The 24,541-nt window shown below is 62.3% G+C and carries 19 protein-coding genes; 14 read left to right on the top strand and 5 right to left on the bottom strand.

The window, feature by feature from the left end:
- The first annotated feature begins 270 nt into the window (after nt 1-270).
- Together B071_RS0109490 and B071_RS0109485 are read left to right on the top strand one after the other, a co-directional pair.
- Nucleotides 271-2,061: a DNA topoisomerase IV subunit B gene (locus B071_RS0109490; RefSeq protein ID WP_018526866.1), complete on the top strand. Its 1,791-nt coding sequence runs from the start codon at nt 271-273 to the stop codon at nt 2,059-2,061.
- Nucleotides 2,061-3,995 (top strand): DNA topoisomerase IV subunit A, encoded by a 1,935-nt coding sequence (locus B071_RS0109485; protein ID WP_018526865.1) that lies wholly within the window; start codon nt 2,061-2,063, stop codon nt 3,993-3,995. Before B071_RS0109490 ends, B071_RS0109485 begins: the two co-directional genes overlap by 1 nt.
- 22 nt (nt 3,996-4,017) lie before the next feature.
- Here the strand turns inward: B071_RS0109485 and B071_RS0109480 are convergent, their stop codons facing one another.
- Nucleotides 4,018-5,337, bottom strand: coding sequence for an MFS transporter (locus B071_RS0109480; protein WP_018526864.1), 1,320 nt, complete (start codon nt 5,335-5,337; stop codon nt 4,018-4,020).
- The gene (locus tag B071_RS16915; protein ID WP_438829678.1) at nt 5,334-5,960 is read right to left on the bottom strand and encodes a DUF2161 family putative PD-(D/E)XK-type phosphodiesterase; all 627 of its coding nucleotides are present in this window, start codon (nt 5,958-5,960) and stop codon (nt 5,334-5,336) included. Before B071_RS16915 ends, B071_RS0109480 begins: the two co-directional genes overlap by 4 nt.
- Before the next feature lie 386 nt (nt 5,961-6,346).
- Between B071_RS16915 and B071_RS0109470 the strand changes: the two genes are divergently transcribed.
- A complete protein-coding gene (locus B071_RS0109470; protein WP_094354957.1) occupies nt 6,347-9,034 on the top strand; it encodes an OmpA family protein in 2,688 nt (895 codons plus the stop codon).
- Nucleotides 9,035-9,140: 106 nt separating this feature from the next.
- Nucleotides 9,141-9,350: a hypothetical protein gene (locus B071_RS0109465; RefSeq protein ID WP_026245128.1), complete on the top strand. Its 210-nt coding sequence runs from the start codon at nt 9,141-9,143 to the stop codon at nt 9,348-9,350.
- 179 nt (nt 9,351-9,529) lie between these two features.
- Here the strand turns inward: B071_RS0109465 and B071_RS0109460 are convergent, their stop codons facing one another.
- Nucleotides 9,530-10,312 carry a type III pantothenate kinase gene (locus B071_RS0109460; protein ID WP_018526860.1) on the bottom strand — a complete coding sequence of 261 codons (783 nt, stop codon included), beginning with the start codon at nt 10,310-10,312 and terminating at the stop codon, nt 9,530-9,532.
- A gap of 24 nt (nt 10,313-10,336) precedes the next feature.
- Nucleotides 10,337-11,686 (bottom strand): acetate kinase, encoded by a 1,350-nt coding sequence (locus B071_RS0109455; RefSeq protein ID WP_018526859.1) that lies wholly within the window; start codon nt 11,684-11,686, stop codon nt 10,337-10,339.
- A gap of 215 nt (nt 11,687-11,901) precedes the next feature.
- Here B071_RS0109455 and dhaK point away from each other — a divergent pair, with 215 nt between their 5' ends.
- From dhaK to ptsP, 3 genes are read left to right on the top strand one after another with little or no spacing between them, the layout of a single operon-like run.
- Nucleotides 11,902-12,903, top strand: a complete 1,002-nt coding sequence (dhaK, locus tag B071_RS0109450; protein WP_018526858.1) for a dihydroxyacetone kinase subunit DhaK — start codon at nt 11,902-11,904, stop codon at nt 12,901-12,903.
- Nucleotides 12,904-13,530 carry a dihydroxyacetone kinase subunit DhaL gene (dhaL, locus tag B071_RS0109445; RefSeq protein WP_018526857.1) on the top strand — a complete coding sequence of 209 codons (627 nt, stop codon included), beginning with the start codon at nt 12,904-12,906 and terminating at the stop codon, nt 13,528-13,530.
- 11 nt (nt 13,531-13,541) lie between these two features.
- Nucleotides 13,542-16,400 (top strand): phosphoenolpyruvate--protein phosphotransferase, encoded by a 2,859-nt coding sequence (ptsP, locus tag B071_RS0109440; RefSeq protein WP_083914782.1) that lies wholly within the window; start codon nt 13,542-13,544, stop codon nt 16,398-16,400.
- A gap of 18 nt (nt 16,401-16,418) precedes the next feature.
- On the opposite strand, the gene topA is transcribed toward ptsP, so the two are convergent.
- Nucleotides 16,419-18,962 (bottom strand): type I DNA topoisomerase, encoded by a 2,544-nt coding sequence (topA, locus tag B071_RS0109435; protein ID WP_018526855.1) that lies wholly within the window; start codon nt 18,960-18,962, stop codon nt 16,419-16,421.
- Nucleotides 18,963-19,117: 155 nt separating this feature from the next.
- On the opposite strand from topA, the gene B071_RS0109430 reads away from it, so the two are divergent.
- The 7 genes from B071_RS0109430 to B071_RS0109395 all read left to right on the top strand — a co-directional run bounded on the left by B071_RS0109430 (nt 19,118) and on the right by B071_RS0109395 (nt 24,528).
- On the top strand, nt 19,118-19,336 hold the full coding sequence (locus B071_RS0109430) for a DNA-directed RNA polymerase subunit omega (protein ID WP_018526854.1): 219 nt from the start codon (nt 19,118-19,120) through the stop codon (nt 19,334-19,336).
- 7 nt (nt 19,337-19,343) lie between these two features.
- Nucleotides 19,344-20,333 (top strand): tRNA (adenosine(37)-N6)-dimethylallyltransferase MiaA, encoded by a 990-nt coding sequence (gene miaA, locus B071_RS0109425; RefSeq protein ID WP_018526853.1) that lies wholly within the window; start codon nt 19,344-19,346, stop codon nt 20,331-20,333.
- A gap of 320 nt (nt 20,334-20,653) precedes the next feature.
- Nucleotides 20,654-21,469 (top strand): dihydropteroate synthase, encoded by an 816-nt coding sequence (folP, locus tag B071_RS0109415; RefSeq protein WP_018526851.1) that lies wholly within the window; start codon nt 20,654-20,656, stop codon nt 21,467-21,469.
- A gap of 14 nt (nt 21,470-21,483) precedes the next feature.
- A complete protein-coding gene (cdaA, locus tag B071_RS16910) occupies nt 21,484-22,305 on the top strand; it encodes a diadenylate cyclase CdaA (protein WP_018526850.1) in 822 nt (273 codons plus the stop codon).
- Complete coding sequence (locus tag B071_RS0109405; protein WP_026245125.1) at nt 22,295-23,239, top strand: CdaR family protein; 945 nt, start codon at nt 22,295-22,297, stop codon at nt 23,237-23,239. The genes cdaA and B071_RS0109405 overlap by 11 nt, the downstream gene beginning before the upstream one ends.
- Nucleotides 23,236-23,607, top strand: coding sequence for a holo-ACP synthase (locus B071_RS0109400; protein WP_018526848.1), 372 nt, complete (start codon nt 23,236-23,238; stop codon nt 23,605-23,607). Before B071_RS0109405 ends, B071_RS0109400 begins: the two co-directional genes overlap by 4 nt.
- An 18-nt stretch (nt 23,608-23,625) precedes the next feature.
- Nucleotides 23,626-24,528, top strand: a complete 903-nt coding sequence (locus B071_RS0109395; protein ID WP_051075282.1) for a DUF2225 domain-containing protein — start codon at nt 23,626-23,628, stop codon at nt 24,526-24,528.
- The last annotated feature ends 13 nt before the right edge of the window (nt 24,529-24,541 follow it).

Genomic DNA, 24,541 nt, shown 5'->3' with positions numbered 1-24,541 from the left:
GGGATTCCCCGTCGCCACCGCTGCCCGGTGTCACACACCCTCCCAGAGAGATGCCGAGGATCATCAGGATCAGCGCCAGGGCCAGNCCCGGAGAGAGAAACCGCCNTGGGGCGGAGGCGAGGAAAATCGGGCTGCCCCTTCCCGGTCCTTNCCGGGAGGNTCCTTCTTTCACACAAAAACCCATCACACTCTACATAATACTATGACGGATGCGGGAGGGCGAATCGGGGACGGTGACCACCAGGCCGGAATGTGATATCTTCCCCTGCGATGACGAAGTACGACGAGAGTTCNATCAAAACCCTCTCCAGCCTGGACCACATTCGCCTGCGCAGCGGCATGTACGTGGGACGTCTGGGAGACGGGAGCAATTTTGAGGATGGAATCTACATCCTGATCAAGGAGATCGTGGACAACGCGATCGACGAGTTTATCATGGGCCACGGNCGCAAGATCGAGATCAAGCGGGACGACGACGGGACGGTAACCATTCGGGACTACGGCCGGGGCATACCCCTGGGCAAGCTCAAGGATGCCGTGAGCCAGATCAATACGGGGGCAAAATATAACGATGAGGTCTTCCAGTTCTCGGTGGGGCTCAACGGGGTAGGAACCAAAGCGGTGAACGCCCTGTCCGAGCATTTCCACGCGGTGAGTTTCCGTGACGGGGCCTGGGCCGAGGCGGTCTTTGCAGCGGGAGTCCTGAAGAAGCATCGCCAGGGCAAAAAGAGCGACCAGAAAAACGGAACCTGGGTCCAGTTCAGGCCCGACCGNACGCTCTTTGGAGAGTACCAGTTTAATGAGGAGTTCATTCTCCAGCGGCTGTGGAACTACGCCTATCTCAACGCGGGGCTCACGATTATCTACAACCGCCAGAAAATTTTCTCCGACGGGGGGTTGAAGGATCTGCTGGTGAACGAAGTGGGCGACGAGGAGCTCTACGGGGTGATGCATTACCGCGACGATCGCCTGGAGTTCGCCCTTACCCACACCTCCAATTACGGCGAGACCTATTTTTCCTTCGTGAACGGGCAGTTCACCGCCGACGGCGGTACGCACCAGAGCGCCTTCCGTGAGGGTGTGCTCAAGGGAGTGAACGAGTTTTTCAAAAAGAACTACGCCGGCGAGGATGTCCGGGAGGGAATCGCCGGAGCCATAGCGGTGCGGCTCAAGGATCCCCAGTTCGAGGGACAGACCAAAAACAAGNTGGGCAACTCCGATATCCGCGGGTGGATNGTGAACCAGGTTCGGGAAGCTGTTGCCGATTTTCTCTTCCGTAACCAGGGGGCCGCCAAAAAGCTGGAGGCCAAGATTACCCAGAACGAGAAGCTTCGGAAGGAGCTCAACACCGTCCGGAAGGAGAGCCGGGAGGCGGCAAAGCGAATCTCCCTGAAAATTCCCAAACTGAAGGACTGCAAGTTCCACCGGGGCGACCGGGACAGGCGGGGCGAGGAGAGCACGATCTTTATTACCGAGGGGGACAGCGCCACGGGAAGCATGGTGGGGGCCCGCGATGTTTATACCCAGGCGATTTTCTCGCTTCGGGGCAAACCCCAGAATATGTTTGCCAGAAANCGGGGTGAGATCTACCGGAACGAGGAACTNTATAACATGATGATGGCCCTGGGGATCGAGGAAGATCTGGCAAATCTCCGGTACCAGCGGATCGTTATCGCCACCGACGCCGATCACGACGGGTTCCACATCAGGAATCTCCTGCTCACCTTCTTTCTCCAGTACTTCGAGGAGCTGGTGGTGGCACAGCACATATACATTCTCGAAACCCCCCTCTTTCGGGTGCGGAACAAGAAGGAAACACGCTACTGCTACTCCGAGGCCGAGCGGGCCCAGGCGGTACAGGAGATCCGGGGCGGTGAAGTGACCCGGTTCAAGGGGCTCGGCGAGATATCTCCCCGGGAGTTCGGGCAGTTTATCGGTGAGGATATGCGGATCGTTCCGGTAAACCTGAAGACGATCAAGGATATTCAGGAGACCCTGAGCTTTTTTATGGGGAAGAACACGCCGGAACGGCGGGCNTTTATTATGGAGAACCTTATCTGATGGCCTACGTACACACCCTGTTCAATACCAATTTCCTGGAATACGCCAGTTATGTGATCAAGGACCGGGCCATCCCCCACGTGGACGANGGGCTGAAACCGGTACAGCGCAGGATTCTCCATTCGCTGCTGGAAGTGGACGATGGAAAGTTCCATAAAGTAGCCAACGTGGTGGGGCACTGCATGAAGTACCATCCCCACGGCGATGCCTCTATCTACGAGGCTCTGGTTGTGCTGGCCAACAAGGGGCTCTTCATCGACACCCAGGGGAACTTCGGGAACATCTTCACGGGAGACCGGGCCTCGGCGGCGCGGTATATCGAGTGCCGGATCAATCCTATCGCCAGGGAGATTCTCTGGCGCCCCGAACTGACGGAATACGTCGAGAGCTACGATGGGCGTAACCGGGAGCCCCTGGTTTTTCCCGCAAAAATCCCCCTGGCNCTGGTGCTCGGAGCCGAGGGGATCGCCGTGGGAATGTCCACGCGTATCCTGCCCCACAACTTTGTCGAGGTGATTCAGGCGGTTCAGGGAGCGTTACGGGGGGAGACGGTGACGCTCTATCCCGACTTTCCCACGGGGGGGCTTCTGGACGTCTCGGACTACGCCCAGGGACAGGGAAAGGTCCTCGTNCGGGCAACCCTCGATACGAGCGACGAGAAGCGGGTNGTGATCAGGGAGATTCCCTTCGGGACCACCACGGAATCGCTCATNGCCTCGATCGAGAACGCCGCCCGGCGCGGGAAGATCAAGATCGCCCAGATTAACGATTATACCTCGGAGAAGGTGGAGATCGAGATTCGCCTGCCCCGGGGGGTGTATACCCAGGATGTGGTGGACGGCCTCTACGCTTTCACCGATTGCGAGCAGTCTATCTCGGTGAATCTCCTGATGATCCACGAGAANAAGCCCCGCCTGTTTACCATTCCCGAGGTGATCGANTATCACGCCCGGCGGCTGGTGNAGCTGCTGGAGCTGGAGCTNCGTCACGAAGAGAAGGAACTTCTGGAGCGGCTCCACCTGCGTACGCTGGAGAGGATCTTCGTGGAGGAGCGGATCTACAAGGCTATTGAGGAAGAACGCTCCCACCAGGGGGTTTCCGATGCGGTTTTTCAGGGATTTCTCCCCTTTCGGGCAGAGCTGGTGAGGGATGTTACCGATGAGGATATCGAACGGCTGCTGAAAATCCCGATTCGCCGCATCTCCCGCTACGATATCGAGCGAAACCGTCAGGAGGTCCAGGCGATCCGGGAACGNCTGGAGGAGATCAGAGAGAGTCTGAAGGATCTGGTGGCCTGTGCTCTGGCCTTTCTGGAGGGTGTTCTGGAGGCCCACGGCAAGGCTTTCCCCCGGCTGACCACGCTTCAGGAGTTCCGCCGGGTGGATGTCCGCGAGGCGGCTCCCCGGGATCGGCAGCTCCGGTACGACGAGAAGACGGGCTATCTGGGCTATGGTCTCTCCGAGGGAACCGAGGTGACCGCTGTCTCTCCCTACGACAGGGTTCTTTTGATCGATGCTTCGGCTGGTTACCGTGTGGTGGATGTTCCGGAAAAACTCTTTGTGGGTGAGGGCCTCCTCTACGCCGGGCTGGCTGACAAGGAGCTTCTGGCCGAGACGGTCTTTACCCTGGTGTACCGCACCGATCAGGGGGCAACCTGTCTGAAGCGGTGTACGATCGAACAGTTTATTCTGGAGAAGGATTATGCCCTCCTGCCCGAGGGATCCCGGGTTCTGGCCTTCACAACGCTGGCGGANGGCGTGGTNCGGCTCCGGTACAAGAAAAANCCCCGGATCCAGAAGCTCGAGGAAGATTTCGATATTTCGGGGTATCTGGTAAAGAGCACNCGCGCCGGGGGAGTCCGTCTCTCTGTTAAAGAGGTNTCTTCGGTAAAGGTTCTTACCAGCCGGGCCAAGTCGGCACGGAAGCGAAGCTGACGCCCGCGGGCCGGTCCGGGGGTCAGGACCGGGTTTTTCGGGGTGATTTCGGTGGTTTTTCCGCTTCCGGGGAGCTCCCTGGGGTGTTTCGCCGTTTACGGGGCGGCCGCCGGAGGAATTGCAGGGTCAGGGGAGACGTGCGGGGGTAGGTATGGTAACTCTCGGAGGACCCCCGGATGATAAACCCTGGCACTCGATGAATTGTGGAGAGGCCGAAGACGGCGTAACCTGCCAGAATGAGTGCAATGATCCAGTAGAGAGCCGGTCCTCCCAGTCGCTCCATCCCCAGAGAGGCCATAAGGGGGCCCGCCACGGAGCCCAGGCCGTAGAATACATAGAGGGCGCTGGCGGATTGCACCATATCCTCGGGGAGGAGCTGGTCGTTCACCGTGGCGATGGAGAGGGAGTAGAGCGGGATGGCAAAGCCTCCAAAGAGGAAGGCGGCTCCCGTGAGCAGCGGGCCTGGCCCCGGAACGATCCCCAGTGCCAGGGCAGCTACTGTCCCGGCCAGGGAGCTTGCCAGGAGCGCGGCCCGGCGTCCCGACCGGTCCGAGAGGAGGCCCAGGGGCCATTGCATCGCCATGGTTCCCAGGGAGAACACGAGCAGGAAGAGTCCGATCGTTCCCTCGNCCAGCCCCATTCCCTGGGCGTAACGGGGCGCCAGACTCACGTGGGCCCCCGCCACCAGCCCGCTGGTGATGACCCCTGCTGTTCCCATGGGCGATTTTTTCAGGACTCCCAGCAGGCGAATTTTCGTATCTGTTATCAGGGCCTCTCCCTGGACGGTGGTAAGGGTGACGGGCAGCAGGCAGAGCGATACCAGGATCGAGGTGATGCCGAAGAGCTCGAACCCCGAGGGCGGAAAATAGCCGATCAGGGGCTGGATCAGCCCCATGGAAGAGAGATAGACGATCCCGTAGGCCGAGAGAATTCTTCCGCGCAGGGCCTGGGGCGCTGCCACGTTGAGCCAGCTCTCGACAACGACAAAGATGATGGAGAGGCACAGGCCGTGGAGTGTTCTCAGGAGAATCCAGGCCAGGGGATTGATCAGCAGCACGTGGGCCAGGGAGGAGACCGAGGCCAGGGAGGCGAAGGCGGCGAAGGACCGCACGTATCCGGCGTGCTTGATCACCAGAATTGCCAGGAAGGAGCCTCCCAGCATTCCNGCGTAGTAGGCAGCGCTGATGATTCCGATGGTGCTGTCCGGGAATCCTTCGAGGCTGCCCCGCAGGACGACAGCGGTATTCTGGAGGGCCGAGCCGCTCCCCAGAAGGAAAATACTGGCGAAGATGGCCAGAATTGTGGTGNTTACGCCGTGCTCGGGAAGTTTNTTGCTCCTCACGGGATCNCCTGGTGTTCGNTCCCGGGGCGGGGNGGGGCCTGGGGGACGGTCTGAGGGGGCGTGTCAGCCGGTGTCAGGTCAGGCAGGATATCCTGGTAGCTGGTCAGGGCCAGGGTTCCTGCNCGGGAGAGGCGGTAGCGGCCCCGCTGCACCCGCTCGAACCAGCCGTAACTGTTTTTGGAGAGGATCTGCTGGGTTTGGGCCGGTGCCCCCANGCGCCGGAGTTCCGCTGGAGCGGCCCCGCTGCGGGACTGCAGCAGGTGNGCTACCCGGAGCGATCGCTGGCGCCAGGCCGTGAGGCGGGGTGCGCTACCGGGGAGACCCGCCTGGTCGAACTCGGCGTAGCGCCCGTCGATCTCCCGGATGATCTGGATGCGGCGCTGGCGGGCTGTGCGGGGCTGGAAGGGNCGGGGATGGAGGATGACCTCGATCCGTGTTGTCTTCTGGAGGAACCGGACAATCAGGAGGCCCACCTCGAGGCGCCGCAGAAGNTCCTGCAGGGCNCGCCCTTTTCTCAGGGAGCTTTTGCTCCCCCTCAGGGGAACGGCGATGTAGACCGCGTCGGTCAGGGCCTTTCGCCGGGCAGCCTGCAGCAGCAGGTCCAGGCAGAGGCGGGTTTTCATCTCTACCACGATGAGTTCCTCGGGTTCCCCGGCTGATCGGGCCACCAGATCGCAGTGTTTTACCTCGGACGAGACCTGGTAGCCCTGTCCCTCGAGCCAGCACCGAAGGGGCTCGAACATCTCGGTTTCGCGCACGCCTCACCCTAGCGCAGGAATGGCTTTTCTGGGAAGAGTCGATTTTCTNCCTCTGCCGTGGTATCCTTGTAACTGTATGTTTTCCCGGTTGTTTTTGGATACACGGTGTTCTGTGCAGCGCCGGTTGTATCTTCGAGAGGCCGGTTGGTTGTCCGGTGGCCGGTTGGTTGTCCGGTGGCCGGTTGTTTCCGGCATGCCGGTTGTTCCGGTATGTCGGGTTGTTTCCGACAGATAATGACGGTGAGGTGTCCATGAAGGTGTCCATGAAAAAGAGTAACAGCGTAATGCAGTCTGCAACGAGCCCTGNCAGGATTGTTCTTGTCCTTCTCCTGGGGNTGGCCGTTGCGGGGGTTTCCTTTGCAGGAGGCTCCCAGGAAAAGGCGCCTCCGGTTCTGGAGATTCCTCCCCAACCGAGGCAGTTTATCTCCCCTGAGAACCAGGACGGGCTCCAGGATGTTCTTCAGCTTCCCTTTTCCAGCCTGGTTGTTCCCAGCGAGGATACGGTCATCATTGAGTACGCGCTCTCGGTGTTCGATGGCGATGGAAATCTGGTCTTCGAACAGCGCGAACGACAGCAGGAACGGCGGGGATTTTTCGGGAACCTCTTTGGCGGCGAGAAGCCCCGCGTGGAGATCCCCGAGACTCTGACCTGGGACGGCCGGTACGGTCTTCCCCAGGATCGTCTCCCCGGGGATGCCCGGGAGGGGGATTTTGTTCCCGATGGCGAGTATACCTACCAGATATCGATCGTCGACGACGGGCGGAACGTGATCAGCAGCGCTCCCTTCAACGTAACGGTGGATAATACCCCACCCGAAATAGGCGAGTTTCCTCCCCTGGAGTATACCATCTTTGCTCCCAACGGAGACGGCCTGCGGGACGATATCTCCTTCGAGTTGCGGGGGAGCCGGGAACTCCGCTGGATCGTGCGGATCGTGGATGATCAGGATGAGCTGGTTTTTGAGAAAACTGTCGAGAACGAGACGCCCAGGAGGATCGAACGGGACGTGGCGCCTCCGGCCCGCTTTACCTGGGACGGGACCCGGGGTGCGGCTGGTGAAGAGGATCGGCCCCGGGCGCCCGAGGGGACGTACCGGCTGGTCCTGCGCGGTGAGGACCGGGCGGGCAACGTCGCCGAGGAGACTCATCCCCAGGCGGTGACCCTGAGCCTCCAGGCGGCCGAGCTGGTGCTGACCCCGGCCGATGGTAATCGCTGGTTTTCTCCCAACGATTCCGGCGTGAGGGATACCCTGGTGGTGGATGTTACCGTTTCGGATCCCGATTTTTTTGACCGCTGGACCCTGGATGTTCTCTCCCGGGGACAGGTGGTGCGCAGCGAGAGCGGCCGCGGAGCTCCTCCCGGGGAGTGGGTCTTCGACGGGCGCCGTCAGGATGGCTCGCGGTTTTCCGACGGCCCGGTGGCGCTGCGGTTGCGGGGGGTCCTGAAAAACGCGATCGAGGTTCAGTCAGAACCTCTGGAGGTCTATATCGATACGGTGCCTCCCGAGGCGTGGNTCCGCGTGAATACGGCTCCCCGGGAAACTCCCCAGGGAGAGCCCCTNGTCTTCGGGGCCGGCACCAAGGAGTCTCTGGCAGGAACGCTCCGGTTCGAGCGGGACGTGCCCTGGCGGTTCCGGNTATCCCTGGATGATTCGCCTCTTCTTGAGGGGGAGCTGGAGGAGTTTTTCGCTCTCACCGGTCTGACGCCCCGCCAGGTTGGCTCCTCGGAGATGAAAGAGGTCGAGCTGGTCTGGAGCGGAGAGGATCTTTCCGGATCTGGNGAGGCTCCCGACGGGCGGTACGAGCTGATTCTGGAGGGGCAGGACCGGGCCGGGAACAGGGGCGCCTCGAGACCTCTCAGGGCGATAAAGGATTCCTCCACCCCNGGGGTGGAGATCACCGCAGAAAATCGCGTGCTGGTTCCCCTCTCGCGGGGGGANCAGGCGGGAGNAGGGTACCGGATAGCGCTGGAGGATACNCGGGGTGTCCGGGAGTTCTCCTTCGAGATTCGAAACGACCAGGGCCGGGTGGTGCGGAGCGAGTACCGGCAGCGTCCCTTTGAGCGGTTNCTCTGGAACGGNGTGAGCAACGGGGGGCGTGTTGTGGAGGATGGCGAGTACTACGCCTCGGTGGAGGTGGTCTGGCAGAACGGCCATCACGCCCGGGCCGAGGACAGCCAGCCTGTGCGGGTTGAACGGGCTCCGGAGCCTCCCAAGACGGGAATCACCCTGACGCCATTGCCCTTTGCCCCCGACGGCGAAAGCAGGAACGGCCTCCTTACGATTGGTCTGGAGCTGAAGGCCGAGACGGAGATTCTTGGCTGGGAGGTTGTGATNGACGATCCCCGGGGGCGNCCCTTNATAGGCTTTGAGGGGAGGGGGGNCCCCCCTGCGGAGCTCACCTGGGACGGGTTGAGCGAGTCGGGAGAGCTCGTGCAGTCTGCCATGGATTATCCGGTGCGGTTTACCGTGGTTGATGCCGAGGGCCATGAGGTGACGGCCGAGGCGGTGATCGCCACGGATATTCTGGTGATGCCCGACGGTGATCGCCTGCGCATCCGGATCGCCAGCATTCATTTTGCGGGGAATACGCCCGATCTCTTCATGAGCGATCGGGANAAGCTGGAGCAGAATCTCCAGACTCTGCGGCGGCTCGCCCAGAGCCTGAACCGCTATCCCGACCGGCAGATCGTGGTGGAGGGGCACGCGGCTCACGTGTATCTCCAGTCCCCCGAGAGTATCGCCCGGGAACAGCGGGAAGAGTTGCTTCCTCTCTCGCGGCGCCGTGCCGAGGAGGTCATGAAGGCCCTGATCATTCTGGGAGTCGACCGGGACCGCATGCGCATTCAGGCGCTGGGTGGGGACCGGCCAGTGGTTCCCCACGAGGATCTGGATAACCTCTGGAAGAACCGGCGAGTGGAATTTCTGCTCGACCGGTAGCCCCGGGGCGTGACAAAGGTGGCGGCATCCGGTAGGATACCGCCACACTACTACGCTTTTCCNGCGCCCCAGGGGTGCGGGATGTANGATTACAGAAGGAGACGCAATGTCAAAGGCACATCGGGGGACACCCCTTAAGCAGGAAGTTCCGCACTCCGGACGGGGNAAATGCCCTGTGACGGGTCTTGACGGGGTCAAGCTGCTCTACGAGCACGAGATCGACGGCAAGAAGGTGAAGATTTCCAAGATGGCCAAGGCCACTCTGGCGAACCAGAAAAAACGTCAGGAAAAAGCCGAGGCTCAGGCAGGCGCGTAAGCCCCCTCCGACGGGGCTGGCCCCAGGGCCCCCAGGGCGGGGTCAAGAAGTTCCTCAAGTGGGGGCAATATCCCCCGGCGGGGAGAAGCGTTCTGATCTTCTGGCGATGGCCCCGGTGCCAGGCACCGGTGGTTGTCGGCGGAGGACGTGGGGTACCGGAGATGCCGGGAGTTCCGGGCTTACGCTCCCTTCGGGGCGGGGTTCAGTTCGGCCAGGATCCGGAGACCCTCCAGGGTAAGCCACTGGTCTACCCGGTGAAAAAGTCCTGCCACCGGGGCGAGTTGCTCCGAGAATCCTCCTGTAGCAATCAACAGGGGTTCAGCCTCACCCATTTCGCGAGACATCTGGGATAACACCTCTTTCACCAGCCCGGTATAGCCGTAGACGACCCCCGCNTGGATCGCGTGGCTGGTGGTGCGGGGAAGGGCCGAGGGGGGNGGTTTGAGCTCTACCATGGGGAGTTGTGCCGTGTTTGCCGAGAGAGCCCNCATGGCGCTCCGGATGCCCGGTGCGATGCTGACGCCCAGGATCGCGCCCCGGGAGGAGATCGCCGTGAAGGTCAGGGCGGTGCCGAAGTCAACGACGATCGCTGCGGAGCGAACCTGGTGAAAAGCTGCCACGGCGTTTGCCAGGAGATCGTTCCCGAGCTCTGCCGGGATGGGGGCGTTCCGGTCGAGGCCGGTTTTGAGGGTTTTTTCCACCACGAGAGGGGGGCGGGGGGTCAGTTTTTCCGCCACGGCGGTGATCGCCGGAGTAAGGGCGGGAACCACCGAGCTGACCACGATCCTGTCGATCGAGGTCAGCTCGTGTCCCCCTGTAGTCAGCATGGTGCGGAAGAGCACGTGGTACTCATCGGCTGTCTTCTCGGGGTCTGTACGAAGGCGCCAGTGGTCCAGCCAGGATGCCCCGTCGTGGACCCCGAAGGCGATGTTCGAGTTTCCCACGTCTACCGTAAGAACCATGCCCGTCTCCTTGTTCCCTGGTGCCTACGCCTTGGAGGCGGGGGGCGTTACAATGATCTTGTCCAGCCCGGGGCGCTTTGCACAGTCCTTCCCGACCGATGCGGCCCGTTCGGCATTCACGTAGTCCGGTTTCTGGAAGGAGTAGGTGAAGTTGGTGTGAACGTCGTAGGTTCCCTGCACCAGGGCGTAGGTATCCTCGGTCATGACCAGCTCCTCGTCGGTGGGAATCACGAAGGCCTTTACCGGAGAGTCGTCGGTGGTGATCACCGTCTCGGCGTTTCGGGTCATGGAGAGCTCGTTGCGCTCTTCGTCGATGGTGATTCCCATGTAGGAGAGGCCGCGAAGGGCTACCGTTCTGACCTGGGGACCCCGTTCTCCCACGCCTGCCGTAAAGACCACGGCGTCGATTCCTCCCGTGGCGGCTGCGTAGGCTCCGATATACTTTCTGATCCGGTATCCTTCAGCGTCGATCGAGAGCTGGGCGAGCTCGTCACCCTGGGCAGCGGCGTCCTCGATATCGCGGCGGTCCACAAAGCGCTCGGTGATTCCCAGGACTCCGCTCTTCTTGTTGAGGGTGTTCTCCATGTCGGCGGGGCTCATGCCGGTGCGGTTCATCATGTAGAAGGGGATAGCCGGGTCAATATCGCCACAGCGGGTTCCCATGATCAGCCCTTCCAGGGGAGTGAGACCCATGGAGGTGTCCACGGAGACGCCGTTTTTTACGGCACAGACGCTGGCGCCGTTGCCAATGTGGGCAATGACGACGTTTGTCTCGAAGGGGTCCTTCCCGAGGAGAACCGCAGCACGCTTGGCGGTGTAGAGGAAGGAGGTTCCGTGGAAGCCGTAGCGGCGAACGCCGTGATCGCGGTACCAGGAGTAGGGCAGGGCGTAGGTGTAGGCCATGGAGGGCATGGTCTGGTGCCAGGCGGTGTCCATGATTGCGCAGTGGGGAACGCCGGGGAGTACTGTACGGGCTGCCTCGATTCCCATGATGTTTGCAGGGTTATGGAGGGGGGCCAGGCTCTGGATGGAGCGGAACTCCTCAAGAACGGCGTCGTCCACGATCACCGATTTCTTGAATTTTTCCCCCCCGTGAACCACGCGGTGTCCCACGGCCTTTACCTCGTCCATGGAGGCGATCGCCCCTTTTTCGGGGTCCACCAGGGTGTCCATGATGAGCTGGATCGCTTCGACGTGGCTGGGACAGGGATGGAGGACTTTGAGTTCCTCTTTTCCGGGTACCTTGTGAATGATGACAGAGCCTTCGATGCCGACGCGCTCGACAATTCCTGTGGCCAGTCCTTTTTTGGTGCTCCAGTCGTACAGTTGGTACTTTGCCGAGGAGCTTCCGCAGTTCAGCGTTAAAATGATCATAATTGAGTGATCCTCCGTGTAGGGTGTTCCTTCATTATTTCACACCCTTCGCCGATGTGGAAGGGGCCAGAATGGACCGGGTCTGGAGGTCCTGCTCTGAACAGCCTGCTCTGAACAGGTGTGCGTATCCTGAGAGATTTTGTTGAAAACTTGCGCCACCCCGAAAGTGGGCGTACAATGAACCATTCTCATACATAGTCCAGGGAGGTTCGGAGATGAAGAAGTTGATCAATAGCCCCGACGATGTGGTCCAGGAATCGTTGCGGGGTATGGAAGCTGCCCACGCGGATATTCTGAAAGTGAATTACGATCCTGCCTACATTGTTCGGGCTGATGCGCCCGTGAAGAACAAGGTGGGCGTGATTTCCGGCGGTGGCAGTGGACACGAGCCGATGCACGGTGGCTTTGTCGGTCGGGGTATGCTCGACGCGGCCTGCCCCGGAGCTGTCTTCACCTCCCCCACACCCGATCAGATGGAGGAGGCCACAAAGGCCGTTTCCTCGGGTCAGGGTGTTCTTCACATTGTGAAAAACTACACCGGTGACGTCCTGAACTTCGAGACCGCCGCTGATCTGTGTCAGGCCGAGGGGATCGAGGTCGAGGCCGTGGTGGTGGACGACGATGTGGCGGTGAAGGACAGCCTGTACACGGCGGGTCGCCGGGGTGTGGGCACCACGGTGCTCATGGAGAAGATCGTGGGTGCCGCAGCGGAGCGGGGCATGAGCCTCAAGGAAGTGGCCGACCTCGCGCGAAAGGTGAACGCCCAGGGACGTTCCATGGGAATGGCCCTTACCAGCTGTACCGTACCCTCGGCAGGGAAACCCACCTTCGAGCTGGGGGAGGGCGAGATCGAGCTCGGTATCGGAATCCACGGTGAACCGGGCCGCGAGCGAACCGCCCTCAAGACCGCCCGGGAGCTGGTGGATTACATGGGTGAGGCGATCTTCTCGGATCTTCCCTACAAGAGCGGCGACGATGTGATCGTCATGGTTAATGGCATGGGTGGCACCCCCCTGATCGAGCTCTACTTGCTCTACGCTGAACTGGAGCGGGTTGCCAAGGCCCGGGGCATAACCATCAAGCGGCGTCTGGTGGGAAACTACATCACCTCACTGGAGATGCAGGGCTTTTCCATCACCGCTCTCAAGTGCGATGACCAGATGGTTCAGCTCTGGGACGACCCTGTGCACACCGCAGGGCTCAGGTGGGGAGTATAAATGATCACCCTTTCGCAGATTCTGGCGTGGATTTCGCAACTCGACGCGGTATATACCGAGAACAAGGCCTATCTGACCGAGCTGGACTCGGCGATCGGTGACGCTGACCACGGCATCAATATGGCCAGGGGCTTCTCTGCGGCGCGGAAAGCGCTGGAGGAATCCCCTCCGGCCGATATCGGGGCCGCCCTGAAGGCGGTCTCCATGACCCTGATCAAGACTGTGGGCGGGGCCTCGGGTCCGCTTTACGGAACGGTTTTTCTGAAAGCCTCGGTTACGTGCATGGGGCAGGAAACGATCGACGAAGAGGGGCTGGAACGGCTCTTTTCCGAGGGGTTCAGGGGTGTGCAACAGAGGGGAAAGGCCCAGGTGGGTGACAAGACCATGATAGATGCCTGGGACCCGGCTGTAACCGCCCTGAAAGAGGCCCGATCCTCCGGGGGGGGCGTGGCTGCGATGCTTCAGGCCGCAGCGGCTGCGGCCGAGGCGGGCAGAGACGCTACGGTTCCGCTGGTGGCCCGCAAGGGTCGCGCCAGTTATCTGGGCGAGCGGAGCAAGGGCCATCAGGACCCTGGAGCAACTTCTACGGCGCTGCTCTTTGCGGCGGCCCGCGATACGCTTTCGTAATGTAAAAACCTGTGTCGGGCTCCCCCGGGGGAGCCCTCCGGTCTGTTCGCTGGTGCCTGTCTTTCCGGTCATCCCTGTCTTCCCGGGAGTGCGCCCGGGTGTTCCTCCCGTGGGGTTACGGGACTGGTGCCTCCCGGCGAGTCGGCGGGCGGGTGCGCCGGGCGAAACAAAGCCGGGTGAGCCGCTGCGCCGGTGCGCCGGGCGAAAGAGCCCCGGATTGGGCAGGGCAGGGAGAACAAGAGGAGGAATATGTTGTGGTCGGGCTTGTAATCGTTTCTCATAGCCGTCTCCTGGCCGAGGCGGTGCTGGTTCTTCTTGAGGGGGTAAGCGAGCGATCGATCCCGATGGCCTGCGCGGGAGGAACGGGTGAGGACCATCGCGAGCTTGGTACCGATGCCATGGAGATTATGGAGGCGATTCAGGCCGTGGATTCTCCCGAGGGGGTTCTGGTTCTTATGGATCTGGGGAGTGCGATCCTGAGTGCCGAGACGGCTCTGGAGTTTCTTGAGGGATCCCTGGCCGGGCCGGTCCGGCTGGTGCCGGCACCGCTGGTTGAGGGGGGNGTAGCGGCGGCCGTTCAGATTGGCCTGGGGGCTGATCTGGCCACGGTTGCTGCCGAGGCGATGGATGCCCTGGTCCCGAAGGAGAGTCAGCTCGGGAACGACCCCGCCGGGAGAGGAGGCTCCTCCGGAGGNGATCGCCTTTCCGAGTCCCCTTCCGGGGAGCCNGGGAAGCATGACCAGGACCAGGAGCTCTCCTGGATCACCGAGACCTTCCGGATCGAGACCGCCCACGGCCTGCACGCGCGACCCGCCGCACGGCTTGTGCAGACTCTGGGGCGCTTCGCGGTTCAGGCCCAGATCAGAAATCCCGGGCGGGCCACGGGGTGGGTCAACGCCGGGAGCCTGAACCGGGTGGCCACTCTTCAGGTGACCCGGGGGCAGGATGTGGAGGTCCGCTGTGCCGGGGAGGAAGCCCNCCAGGCGCTTCGGGCCCTGGAAGGGCTGGTGGCTGATAACTTCGGGGAACCCCGAGGGGGTGATAGCGATCCGGACGCTTCCCCCGGCGGGGGTGCGGCGGCCCGGGAACCTTCGGGTGATCTTGCTGCCGCTGCCGATTCGGCGTCCCCGGGGGATGATTCCGGTCCTGTGGTGATTCGGGGGATTCCCGCATCGCCCGGTCTGGGCCTGGGGCCGGTATTCCCCCTTGTTGTGCCCGCTCCCGCCTTTCCCCGGGAGGGAGACGCTCTCGAGGAGCTTCGCGAGGGGGGCTTCCCCGCGCTGGAGCGCGGGATCGGCGAGGTGGTGGGGGAGTTGCATCACCAGGCTCACGGGGCGCGCCGCAGTGGCCAGAAGGATCTGGCCGAGATCGCCGAGGCCCACGTTCTGTTGCTGNATGATCCCGAGCTTCTGGAGGAGGCCCGGCGGATCGCCGATCTGCGGGGGATACCTGCCCTGGAAGCGTTCTGGCGTGCCGCCCAGGAGGTGGCTGAGTCCTATGGGGCCATGGAGGACCCCTACCTGCAGGCGCGGGGTATCGATATGCGCGATGTGGCGCTTCGGCTGGTTGCCCGGGTGGCTCCCNCGCTGGTGGTTCCCCCGGGGATGCCCACCGATCGTTCCATTCTGGTTGCTGACGATCTCCTGCCCTCCCAGACGATGAATCTCGAGGCCGACCGGGTGGCGGGGATTGTCACGCTGGGGGGATCGGCGAGTTCCCACGCTGCCATTATCGCCCGGGGGCTGGGTATTCCCATGGTTGCGGCTGTGTCCCTGCCGGCGGGGTGGGAACAATCGCTGGCGGGGGTCTCCCTGGTGATAGACGGTGATGGCGGGATGGTAGAGGTGGCTCCGTCACCGGACCGGTGCCATCAGGTGCAGGAACTGATCAGCCGGCACCGCGAGGAGGCGGAGGCGCTTCGCCGGGAGGCCCGGGTTCCGGCTGTGCTNGCCTGCGGTGAGGGNTTTCCCGTGTGCGCCAACGTGGCTACCCTGGCCGACGCGCGCCTGGCTGCGGCAAACGGGGCCGAGGGCGTGGGGCTCCTGCGCACGGAGTTTCTCTTCCTGGGGGCTTCGCCCTTGCCCGGTGAGGAAGAGCAACTCGCTGCCCTGCGCGATATGACCGAGCCCTTCGGGGAGCACCCCGTGACGNTTCGTCTCCTCGATATCGGTGGCGACAAGGAGGTTCCCGCCCTGGATCTTCCCCAGGAGGCAAACCCNTTTCTGGGGGTGCGGGGGGTTCGTCTTCTCCTGGAACCCCGCCACAAGGGGCTTCTCCAGACCCATTTGAGGGCGATCCTGCGGCTGGCGGCAGAGCGGCCTGTGAAAATCATGATTCCCATGGTCTCGCTGATAGAGGAGATTCGGGGGATCCAGGCGGGGATTGCCCTNGCCGGGGAGGCCCTGCGAGCCGAGGGGCTGGCCTGCCCGCGGAGGGTGCCCCTGGGAATCATGGTGGAGACTCCCGCAGCGGTCTTCGCCGTGGAACGGTTTGCCCGTCTGGTGGATTTCATGAGTATTGGTACAAACGACCTGACCCAGTACGTGATGGCTGCCGAACGGGGGAATCCGGCGGTGTCGGCCCTGGGAGACGGCCTGCACCCGGCGGTTCTTGCGGCCCTCGCTGAGACTGTCCGGGGGGCGAATATCCGGGGGATACCGGTGAGTGTCTGCGGAGAGCTGGGGGGCGATCCCCAGGCTGTGCCGATTCTGGTGGGGCTGGGTATCCAGAGTGTGAGCGTCAACNCCTCATCGGTTGCTCCGGTGAAGCGTCAGCTCCGGGGGCTCCACCGTGACCGCTGCCGGGGGCTGGCGCAGGAGGCGCTCCGGCAGGATGTTGCCGGAGCAAACCGGAGGAGCCCCGCGCTGTGAGCGGGGCTCCCTGACCGATCAGGCCTTGTTTACTATCTCCAGCACCTGCTCCAGGGTNATCTTCTCTATCTGCTCGGGTTTCTGGAGCTCCTCGGGGAGGGANAAGTTTTTTGTCCCTGCCTTGATATAGGGGCCGTACCGGCCGTCGTAGATCGCAATCTTGCGGTTCTTTCCCGGGTCCTTGCCGAAATCTCTCAGTACCTTGGGGCCGCCCCGGCGGCCCTTCTTTTCCTCGGCCAGGAGTTCCAGGGCGCGGTCCAGGGTGATGGTGTAGACATCNTCCTCTTTTTTGAGAGACCGGAACTCGCCGTCGCAGACCACAAAGGGGCCAAAGCGCCCGATATTGGCTACCACCTCCTGGGCTGATTCGGGGTGGGTGCCCAGTGTCCGGGGCAGACTCAGAAGCTTCAGGGCCAGTTCCAGGGTAATCTCGCTGGGACGCACCCCCTTGGGCAGGCTCGCCCTCTTGGGTTTCTCCGTACTCTCCGGGTCGGATTCCCCCAGCTGCACATAGGGCCCGTACCGCCCGGTGAGGCAGAGAACGCTCTTGCCCGTCTCCGGGTCGGTGCCGATGGGGGCGGGGCCGTTCTTCTGAACGGCGATGAGTTCGGCGATGTCCGCTTCGGTGAGGTCCGCCGGGGTGTATTCCTCGGGGATCGACGCGTGGACCTCCTGGTCTCCCTCATAATGGATAATGTAGGGGCCGTAGCGCCCCACCTTGACGGTCTGGTGTTCCCGAAGCTGGGGCAGGGCGATGCTTCGCGAGACTTCGGGCTTGATTTCGCTCTCCCTGCGCTCCACGGCTTTCTGCAGCCCCTCTTCGGAGAGGTAGAACTCCTTCAGATAAGCCAGGGAGTCCCGCTCTCCCAGGGCGATCTCGTCCAGGGCGTTTTCCATGTTTCGGGTGAAGCTGTAGGTGATCAGCCCCTCGAAGTGGTTCTCCAGGAGCTGGACCACGGCCATGCCTGTAAAGGTGGGGGCCAGGGCCTTGTCCTGACGGCGGATATAGGAGCGCTCGTAGAGGGTGGCGATGATGGCGGCGTAGGTCGAGGGCCGGCCGATCCCCTGCTTCTCCAGCTGCTGCACCAGCGAGGCCTCGGTGTAGCGGGCCGGTGGTTTTGTGCGGTGNTGGTCGGGTTTTACCGCCTGGGGTGTCAGGTGGTTGCCCTCCTCCAGGGGAGGCAGGAGAACCTCCTTGTTTTCCAGGGCAGCTTCGGGGTTGTCGGCTCCTTCTACATACACCCGCAGGAATCCCGGGAACTCGATGGCGTTCCCTGTTGCTGTGAAGAGGGCCTCGCCTGCAACGATCTGTACCGTCTGGGAGCGCTTGCGGGCGTTTGCCATNTGGCTCGCCAGGGTGCGCTTCCAGATCAGCTCGTAGAGGGATCGTTCGCGCCCCGTGAGGGAGGTCTCGTCGGGGTGCCGAAAGGTGTCCCCGGCGGGACGGATCGCCTCGTGGGCCTCCTGGGCCCCCCGGGAGGCACTGTGCTGGCGGTCTTCCCGGGCCAGATAATCTTCACCGTAGAGCTCCCGAATCTGGCGACGCGTGGCCTCCACCGCTTCTGCGGAGAGCGAGGGGCTGTCGGTACGCATGTAGGTTATGTACCCTTCTTCGTAGAGGCGTTGGGCGGTGCGCATGGTTTCCCGGGCGCTGAGGCCGAGTTTCCGGTTCCCCTCCTGTTGCAGGGTGGATGTGATGAAGGGGGGNGCCGGGCGGGAGGTGACTTCCCGGGATTTTACCTCCCGCACCGTCCAGGGGAGGTCTTCCAGGGATGCCTGGAGTTCCTCTGCCCGGGTCCGGTCGAGCTGAAGGAGGTCAGGCGACTTGAGGGTTCCCGTGGCCGGATCGAAGTCCTTCCCCGAGGCGACCCGTTTCCCCTGGAACTCCGTGAGCCGTGCCTCGAAGGGGAGGTCGTGGCCCGGTTTGACCAGGAGTGCTGCCAGGTCCCAGTATTCCGAGGCGACAAAACGGATCCGCTCGCGCTCGCGTTCCACGATCATGCGGAGCCCCGGCGACTGGACCCGCCCCGCCGAGAGGCCNTAGGCGATCTTTTTCCAGATCAGCGGCGAGAGGGTGTAGCCGTAGAGGCGGTCCAGGATCCGTCGCGTTTCCTGGGCCCGCACCAGAGAGAGGTCCAGGGACCGGTAGTTCTCCAGGGCGTGGGTGATGGCCGAGCGGGTGATCTCGTGAAAGACCATGCGCCGTACGGGAATCTTGGGCTTCAGCACTTCCAGAAGATGCCAGGAAATGCTCTCCCCTTCGCGGTCTTCATCAGTGGCAAGGTAGAGGACCGAGGCTTGCTTCAGCTGCTCCTTGAGATGCCGGATGATCTTGGCCTTCCCCTTGGGCGTGACGTAGAGGGGGGCGAAGTTCTCCTCCACGTTGATTCCGACCCTGGCCCAGGGTTCTTTCTTGACCCGGGCGGGGATCTCTGCTGCCGATTGGGGCAGGTCCCGAACNTGGCCGATGCTGGCCTCTACCACGTATTCCGGAGGCAGAAAGCGTTTGATGGTGCGGGCCTTTGTGGGGGACTCAACTATTACAAGCGCCGATTCTGACATAGTTTTCGCGATCCTTTCGCGCTGAATGTTCGATTATTAGGGTTGTCTTCGTCAAGGACAAAAAGACCTCCCGGCTTGCGTCGTTCCATATTTCTGCGATATAATGGCCCTTACCCTATAATTTCTTTTCCCTGCAGTTTGGCAACGGAGGCATAATGGCAATACCCCTCGATGATCTTATCCAGGATGATCGTAATATATACGAGCTCACCGTGGCGTCTATCCGACGGTCCCACCAGATTGGCGAGATCCGCCGGGCCTTCAGTTCCGACGAGCACGGCAGCGTCAGCGATGAGGGCGGGGAGAAGGTTGTCTCCCAGGCGATCTCCGAGGTGCTGCTGAACCAGGTTCAGTTCGAATTGATTGAAAACTGATCGCGAGGTGAAGTTCTGCCGGGCCGGGGAGTCCGGGGAATCCGATGGAGGGGATGCCGTGATCAGGGCGGTGCTTCTCTTCGGCCCCACGGGGGCGGGGAAGACCGAGCTTGTGCGGCGGGTCCTCGCCACGAATCCGCAACTTGCCCGATCCCTGGAGGTGGTCTCGGCCGATTCGCGCCAGATCTACCGGGGTATGGATATCGGTACGGCGAAACCTTCCCGGGAGGAGCTGGCGGCGGTTCNCCACCACCTGATAGATCTGATCGAGCCTTCCTGTTCTTTTGATGTGGGGCAGTTTGTGCGTTCCTGCGACGATCTCTGCCGGGAGATTCACCGCCGGGGGCGCGTTGCCCTCGTGACGGGCGGTACGGCCTTTTACCTCCAGGCCTTCCTTTGCGGTTTGCCCGAAGCGCCCCCCTCTTCCGGAGAGGTNCGGCTCGAGCTTTCCCGGCGCGTCCAGCAGGAGGGGCTTGCCCCCCTGCGCGAGGAGTTGCTGCGGGTGGATCCCGAGAGCGCCAGCCGGATCGGGGAGAACGATGCCTACCGGATCGTGCGGGCCCTCGAGGTGTATCGCCTTTCGGGGCGTCCCAGGTCGTCCTTCCGCGAGCCCCGGGAGATTCGCCAGGGCCTGTCTGTGCAGGTTGCAGGGCTTACCCGGGATCGGCAGGAGCTCTACCGGCGTATCAATCGCCGGGTTCAGGCCATGATGGAGGCGGGGTTGCCCGGAGAGGTGGAGGGGTTGCTTCGTTCGGGCTTCGGGGGCGACGATCCGGGGTTCAGGACGATCGGATACCGGGAGTTTCTGGAGGTCTCGGCCACTCCCCCCTGGTCCGGAGAAGAGCTGGCGCTCATTCAGGAGCGGATCGCCCGGAATACCAGGCATTACGCCCGGCGCCAGGAGCTCTTTTTTCGTCGTTTGCCCCGGGTCCAATGGCTTCAGGCCGACGATGTCCGGGGGGTCGAGGCGCTGTTGCTGGGCGCGCTCCCTTCTTGACAGGGGCTATTCCATCGCGCATACTGCCCTCCTGTTTTGCGAGGAGATCCTAACAGCTGGTCTTGTGACCGGTCCTTGTTCCCGGGTTTTCCCCGGGCAGAGCCCGGTCGCAAAATAATAGATAGTGCACGTGATACCGTGCACGTGACAAAAGGAGACGATTGTGCCCTGCGGACGAAAACGCAAGCGAAAAAAGATCGCTACCCACAAACGGAAGAAGAAACTCCGGAAGAACCGCCACAAAAAACGAAATCGCTAATGCGTAGCCTCCTTCTGCGGCCTGGCGTATGAAGACCGGCAGTTTAACGCGGCCTCGAATCATGGGTATCATCAATGTTACCCATGATTCTTTTTTTGCCTCCAGCCGGGTGGCCGATGGAGCGCGTGCGCAGGCGGTGGCGGTGGACATGGTCGGCCAGGGAGCTGACATCCTGGATCTCGGGGGGGAGTCCTCCCGGCCGGGGAGTCATTATGTCTCTGCCGAGGAGGAGTTGCGGCGTTTGCTCCCTGCGATCGAGGCGATCCGCCAGGAGTTGCCCCACGTTCCCCTCTCGGTAGATACCCGGAAAGCTCCGGTGGCCGAGAGGGCTCTCGACGCGGGAGCCACCATGGTGAACGACATTTCCGGTTTCCGTGACGATCCGGAGCTGGCTGCTCTGGTAGCGGAGCGGGGTGTTCCGGTGTGCCTCATGCATATGAGGGGAACTCCCCGGACGATGCAGGAGAACCCTCGCTACGATGATTTGCGGGGGGAGATGCTCCGGGAGATGGAGGCGCTCGCCCGGCGGGCCCTCGTTGCCGGGGTGCAGCCGGGACAGATCATCCTGGATCCGGGGATCGGTTTCGGGAAGACCTTCGATCATAACTGGAGGATTCTCGCCGATCTTGAGATCCTGGGTGAGTTGGGCTATCCCCTGCTGGTGGGGCTCTCGAGGAAATCCTTTCTCGGTGAGGCCGGTTTTGACCTGGAATCAGGTGAGGGGGTGGCGCTGAACCCCGAGGAACGCCTTTCTGCTACCCTGGCAGCGCAGCTCTGGTGTACACTACAGGGGGTGTCGATCCTGCGTGTCCACGATGTGAAACCCGCCGTGGAGACGGTGCGTGTTCTGGAGAGGATTCTCGCCGCACAGAGATAGTCGAGAGGGGAACCGTGGCAGCGCTGCACGATATCTGGTTCGTTCAACATATTCTTCTCCCCACCCTGGATGTTCTCCTTCTCAGTTTCCTGATCTACAAAGGCTACCAGATCATCCTCCAGACCCGGGCCGTTCAGCTCTTCCGGGGGGGGCTTTTTCTGGCCGGGCTCTACGCCATCTCGTTTTTCCTGAACCTCCGAACACTTCTGTGGTTGATAAATCTTCTGGCGCCCAGTTTTGTGATCGGTGTGGCCATCATCTTTCAGCCGGAGTTGCGCAAGATCTTCACCAAGCTCGGCCAGGGCCGGTGGTTGCAGCCGGGGGGGCGGTCCAGGCCGCATCAGTTCGAGGAGGTCCTCTCGGCCTGCGAGAATCTCTCGCGTCAGCGCCGGGGAGCGCTGATCGTCTTTCCCCGCTCGGTGGGGCTCAAGGACATTATCAACACGGGAACGGTGATCGACGCCGAGGTGACCAACGCCCTGTTGCAGACGTTGTTCCTCTTCGACACACCCCTTCACGATGGAGCTGTTGTCATCGAGGATGGCCGAATCGCCTCGGCGGGGAGCTTTCTCCCGCTCTCGGAGCAGACCGATGTGCGGCGCAGTTTTGGAACGCGCCACCGGGCTGCTCTGGGTCTGGCAGAAGAAAGCGACGCCGTGATTCTCGTGGTGAGCGAGGAAACGGGGTGTATCAGTCTGGCCTACGATACCAATCTCTATTACGATCTCTCCATCGACGAGGTTCGTGCCCAGCTTGTGGAGCTTCTGGACACGTCGGGACGGCCTGTGCGGCACCCCGCAAAAGAGCTTGAGGAGGTGGCCGAACTTGAAGATTAAGAGCTGGTTCCAGCGATTGTTCCAGAACTGGCCGGTAAAGGTCCTCTGTTTTGCCGTAGCGCTCCTGTTGCTCGTTTTTCACGACATCACCCGCCTGGAGGAACGGTTTCTCACGGTTCCCCTGGAGGTGCGCCTGAGCGCCAGTCTCGTTCCCGCCTCGGCCTTCCCCCAGCAGCTCCGGCTCCGCCTGCGGGGGGAATCGGAGCAGGTTTTTCGTATTGTTGAGGATGATCTCCGGGCTGTTCTGGACCTCCGGGATTTTACCCGGGAGGGGGTTTACCGTGTTCCTGTGGATCTGGAACGCCGGGGCGCTGCCGCCGAGCCGGGGACGCTGGAGATATCGGTGGAGCCCGAATCGCTGGAGATAACCCTGGAGGAGAAGGCGATCAAGAGCGTCGAGGTCGTGGCGAGCACCAGCGGTTTTGTCCCCCCGGGGTATTCCCTGGAACGGACGATCCTGAGTCCCTCGTCGGTGGAGATTCAGGGGCCCCGGAGCCGTATCGAAGGGGTCGAGCGGATACGCACCGAGGATGTGGATCTCTCGTCGCGGCGCGAGGATTTTACCGAGCGGATTCGCCTGGTCACACCCGACCCGCTGATCACTTTCCGGGGCGGCGCGATTGTGGAGCTTCGCGGTATCGTCGAGGAGAGGGTCGTTCTGGAGACCTTTGAGCCGGTCGATATCGTCGTCTCCGGTCTGGACCAGCGGTTTTCTCTCGCCGGGGAGCTTCCCTCGGGGGCGATTCGTGTTCAGGTGCGCCAGATAGATCTGGAAGGGCTCGCCCCGGGGGAGATGGAGCTCTCCGTCGACGCTTCGGCGATCACCGATCCGGGAACGGTGCGCCTGCCCGTTCGCCCCGTGGTACCCCCGGGGTTTGTGGTGCTCCGCTACGAGCCGACGTCGCTCCAGCTCGATGTGACGGAGGGGTCGTGATCCGCGGCATCGGGGTGGATGTGGTGGCTGTGGACCGCCTTCGGACCTGGCTCGATGATCAGCGGCTGTTGAAGCGCTATTTTGCCAGGCAGGAACGGGATGCCATCTATCAGCGCCGCGATGGCGCCGCCCTCTCTCTGGCCGCGAGGTTCGCTGCAAAGGAGGCCTTCGCCAAAGCTCTGGGAACGGGGTTCCGGGGGTTCCAGTTGCGCGAGGTCTGGGTGGTGAACGATCCCCTGGGCAAGCCCGAGCTCCACGTGAGCGGGGGGGCTGCCCGGGCTCTGGCCCGCGTGGGGGGGACACGGTTATGGCTCTCCCTTACCCACGAGCAGGCCCACGCCATCGCCATGGTGGTGATCGAGGGCTGAAGCGGTTCCGGGAGACCGGTGGCGGATAGGGGCAACAACCAGGAGGCAGTCGTGGCAGCGGAATCAACGCTTACATTTTTTACAAAAAAGGCCGAGGAGTGCCCTCTCTGCGGCGAACACTTTCACCGGGAGGAGATGCGTACGGGCCGGGGGAGGCAGATCGCCGGAAACCTTACCCGGGAGCTGCGTCGTAACTACGAGCCCTCCAAGCAGTACGGTCCGGTCTATCCCCTGATCTATCCGGTTCTGGTCTGTCCCAAGTGTTTTTACGCAACCTACCCCGATGATTTTACGGCGGTGCCCGACCAGATTCAGGGNGCCCTCCGGGACGAGACGGACAAGCGGCTGGATGCCTTCAAGGGTATCTTTGACTCCCTGAACTTTGTCAACGAGCGGGGCCTCGAGGAGGGGATCGCCAGCTACGTTCTGGCGACGTACTGTTACGAGCATTTCCCCAAGCAGTTTTCTCCCACCTTCAAGTGCGGCATGAGCCAGCTGCGGGCAGCCTGGTTGTCCAACGATCTCCACGCGCTGCGTCCCACGGAGAATTTCGATTATCTGGCCAAGGTATTTTACCGGAAGGCCCGGTTTTATTATTCCCTGGCGGTGGAGCGGGAACAGAACGGGGAGGAACCCATGACGGCGGCGAGCAATCTGGGGCCCGATCTGGATAAAAACTACGGTTACGATGGGGCTCTCTATATTTCGGGGCTTCTGGAATACCAGTACGGTCCCACCTCGGACCCCGAGAAGCGGCGCCTTGCCCTGGACCGGGCCAAGCGGACGGTGGCCCGCATCTTCGGGATGGGGAAGGCCAGCAAGAACAAGCCCGCCGCNATTCTGGATAACGCCCGCGATGTCTACGAGAGTATTTCCCGGGAGCTGGGGTCTGCCAACAGCGATCCGGAGTCACCGGAATAATTTCCGGAACCGG

Origin of the sequence: Alkalispirochaeta alkalica DSM 8900 (genome assembly GCF_000373545.1) — a bacterium.
GTDB classification, from domain to species: domain Bacteria; phylum Spirochaetota; class Spirochaetia; order DSM-27196; family Alkalispirochaetaceae; genus Alkalispirochaeta; species Alkalispirochaeta alkalica.
The sequence above is the reverse complement of the archived record's forward strand: the minus strand, read 5'-3'. Positions and strand labels throughout refer to the sequence as shown.

Bases quoted from the DNA above. Each gene is read 5' to 3' on its own strand.
- B071_RS0109455 (WP_018526859.1), bottom strand. From the start codon at position 11,686: ATGATCATTTTAACGCTGAACTGCGGAAGCTCCTCGGCAAAGTACCAA.
- dhaK (WP_018526858.1), top strand. From the start codon at position 11,902: ATGAAGAAGTTGATCAATAGCCCCGACGATGTGGTCCAGGAATCGTTG.
- dhaL (WP_018526857.1), top strand. From the start codon at position 12,904: ATGATCACCCTTTCGCAGATTCTGGCGTGGATTTCGCAACTCGACGCG.
- B071_RS0109430 (WP_018526854.1), top strand. From the start codon at position 19,118: ATGGCAATACCCCTCGATGATCTTATCCAGGATGATCGTAATATATAC.
- folP (WP_018526851.1), top strand. From the start codon at position 20,654: ATGGGTATCATCAATGTTACCCATGATTCTTTTTTTGCCTCCAGCCGG.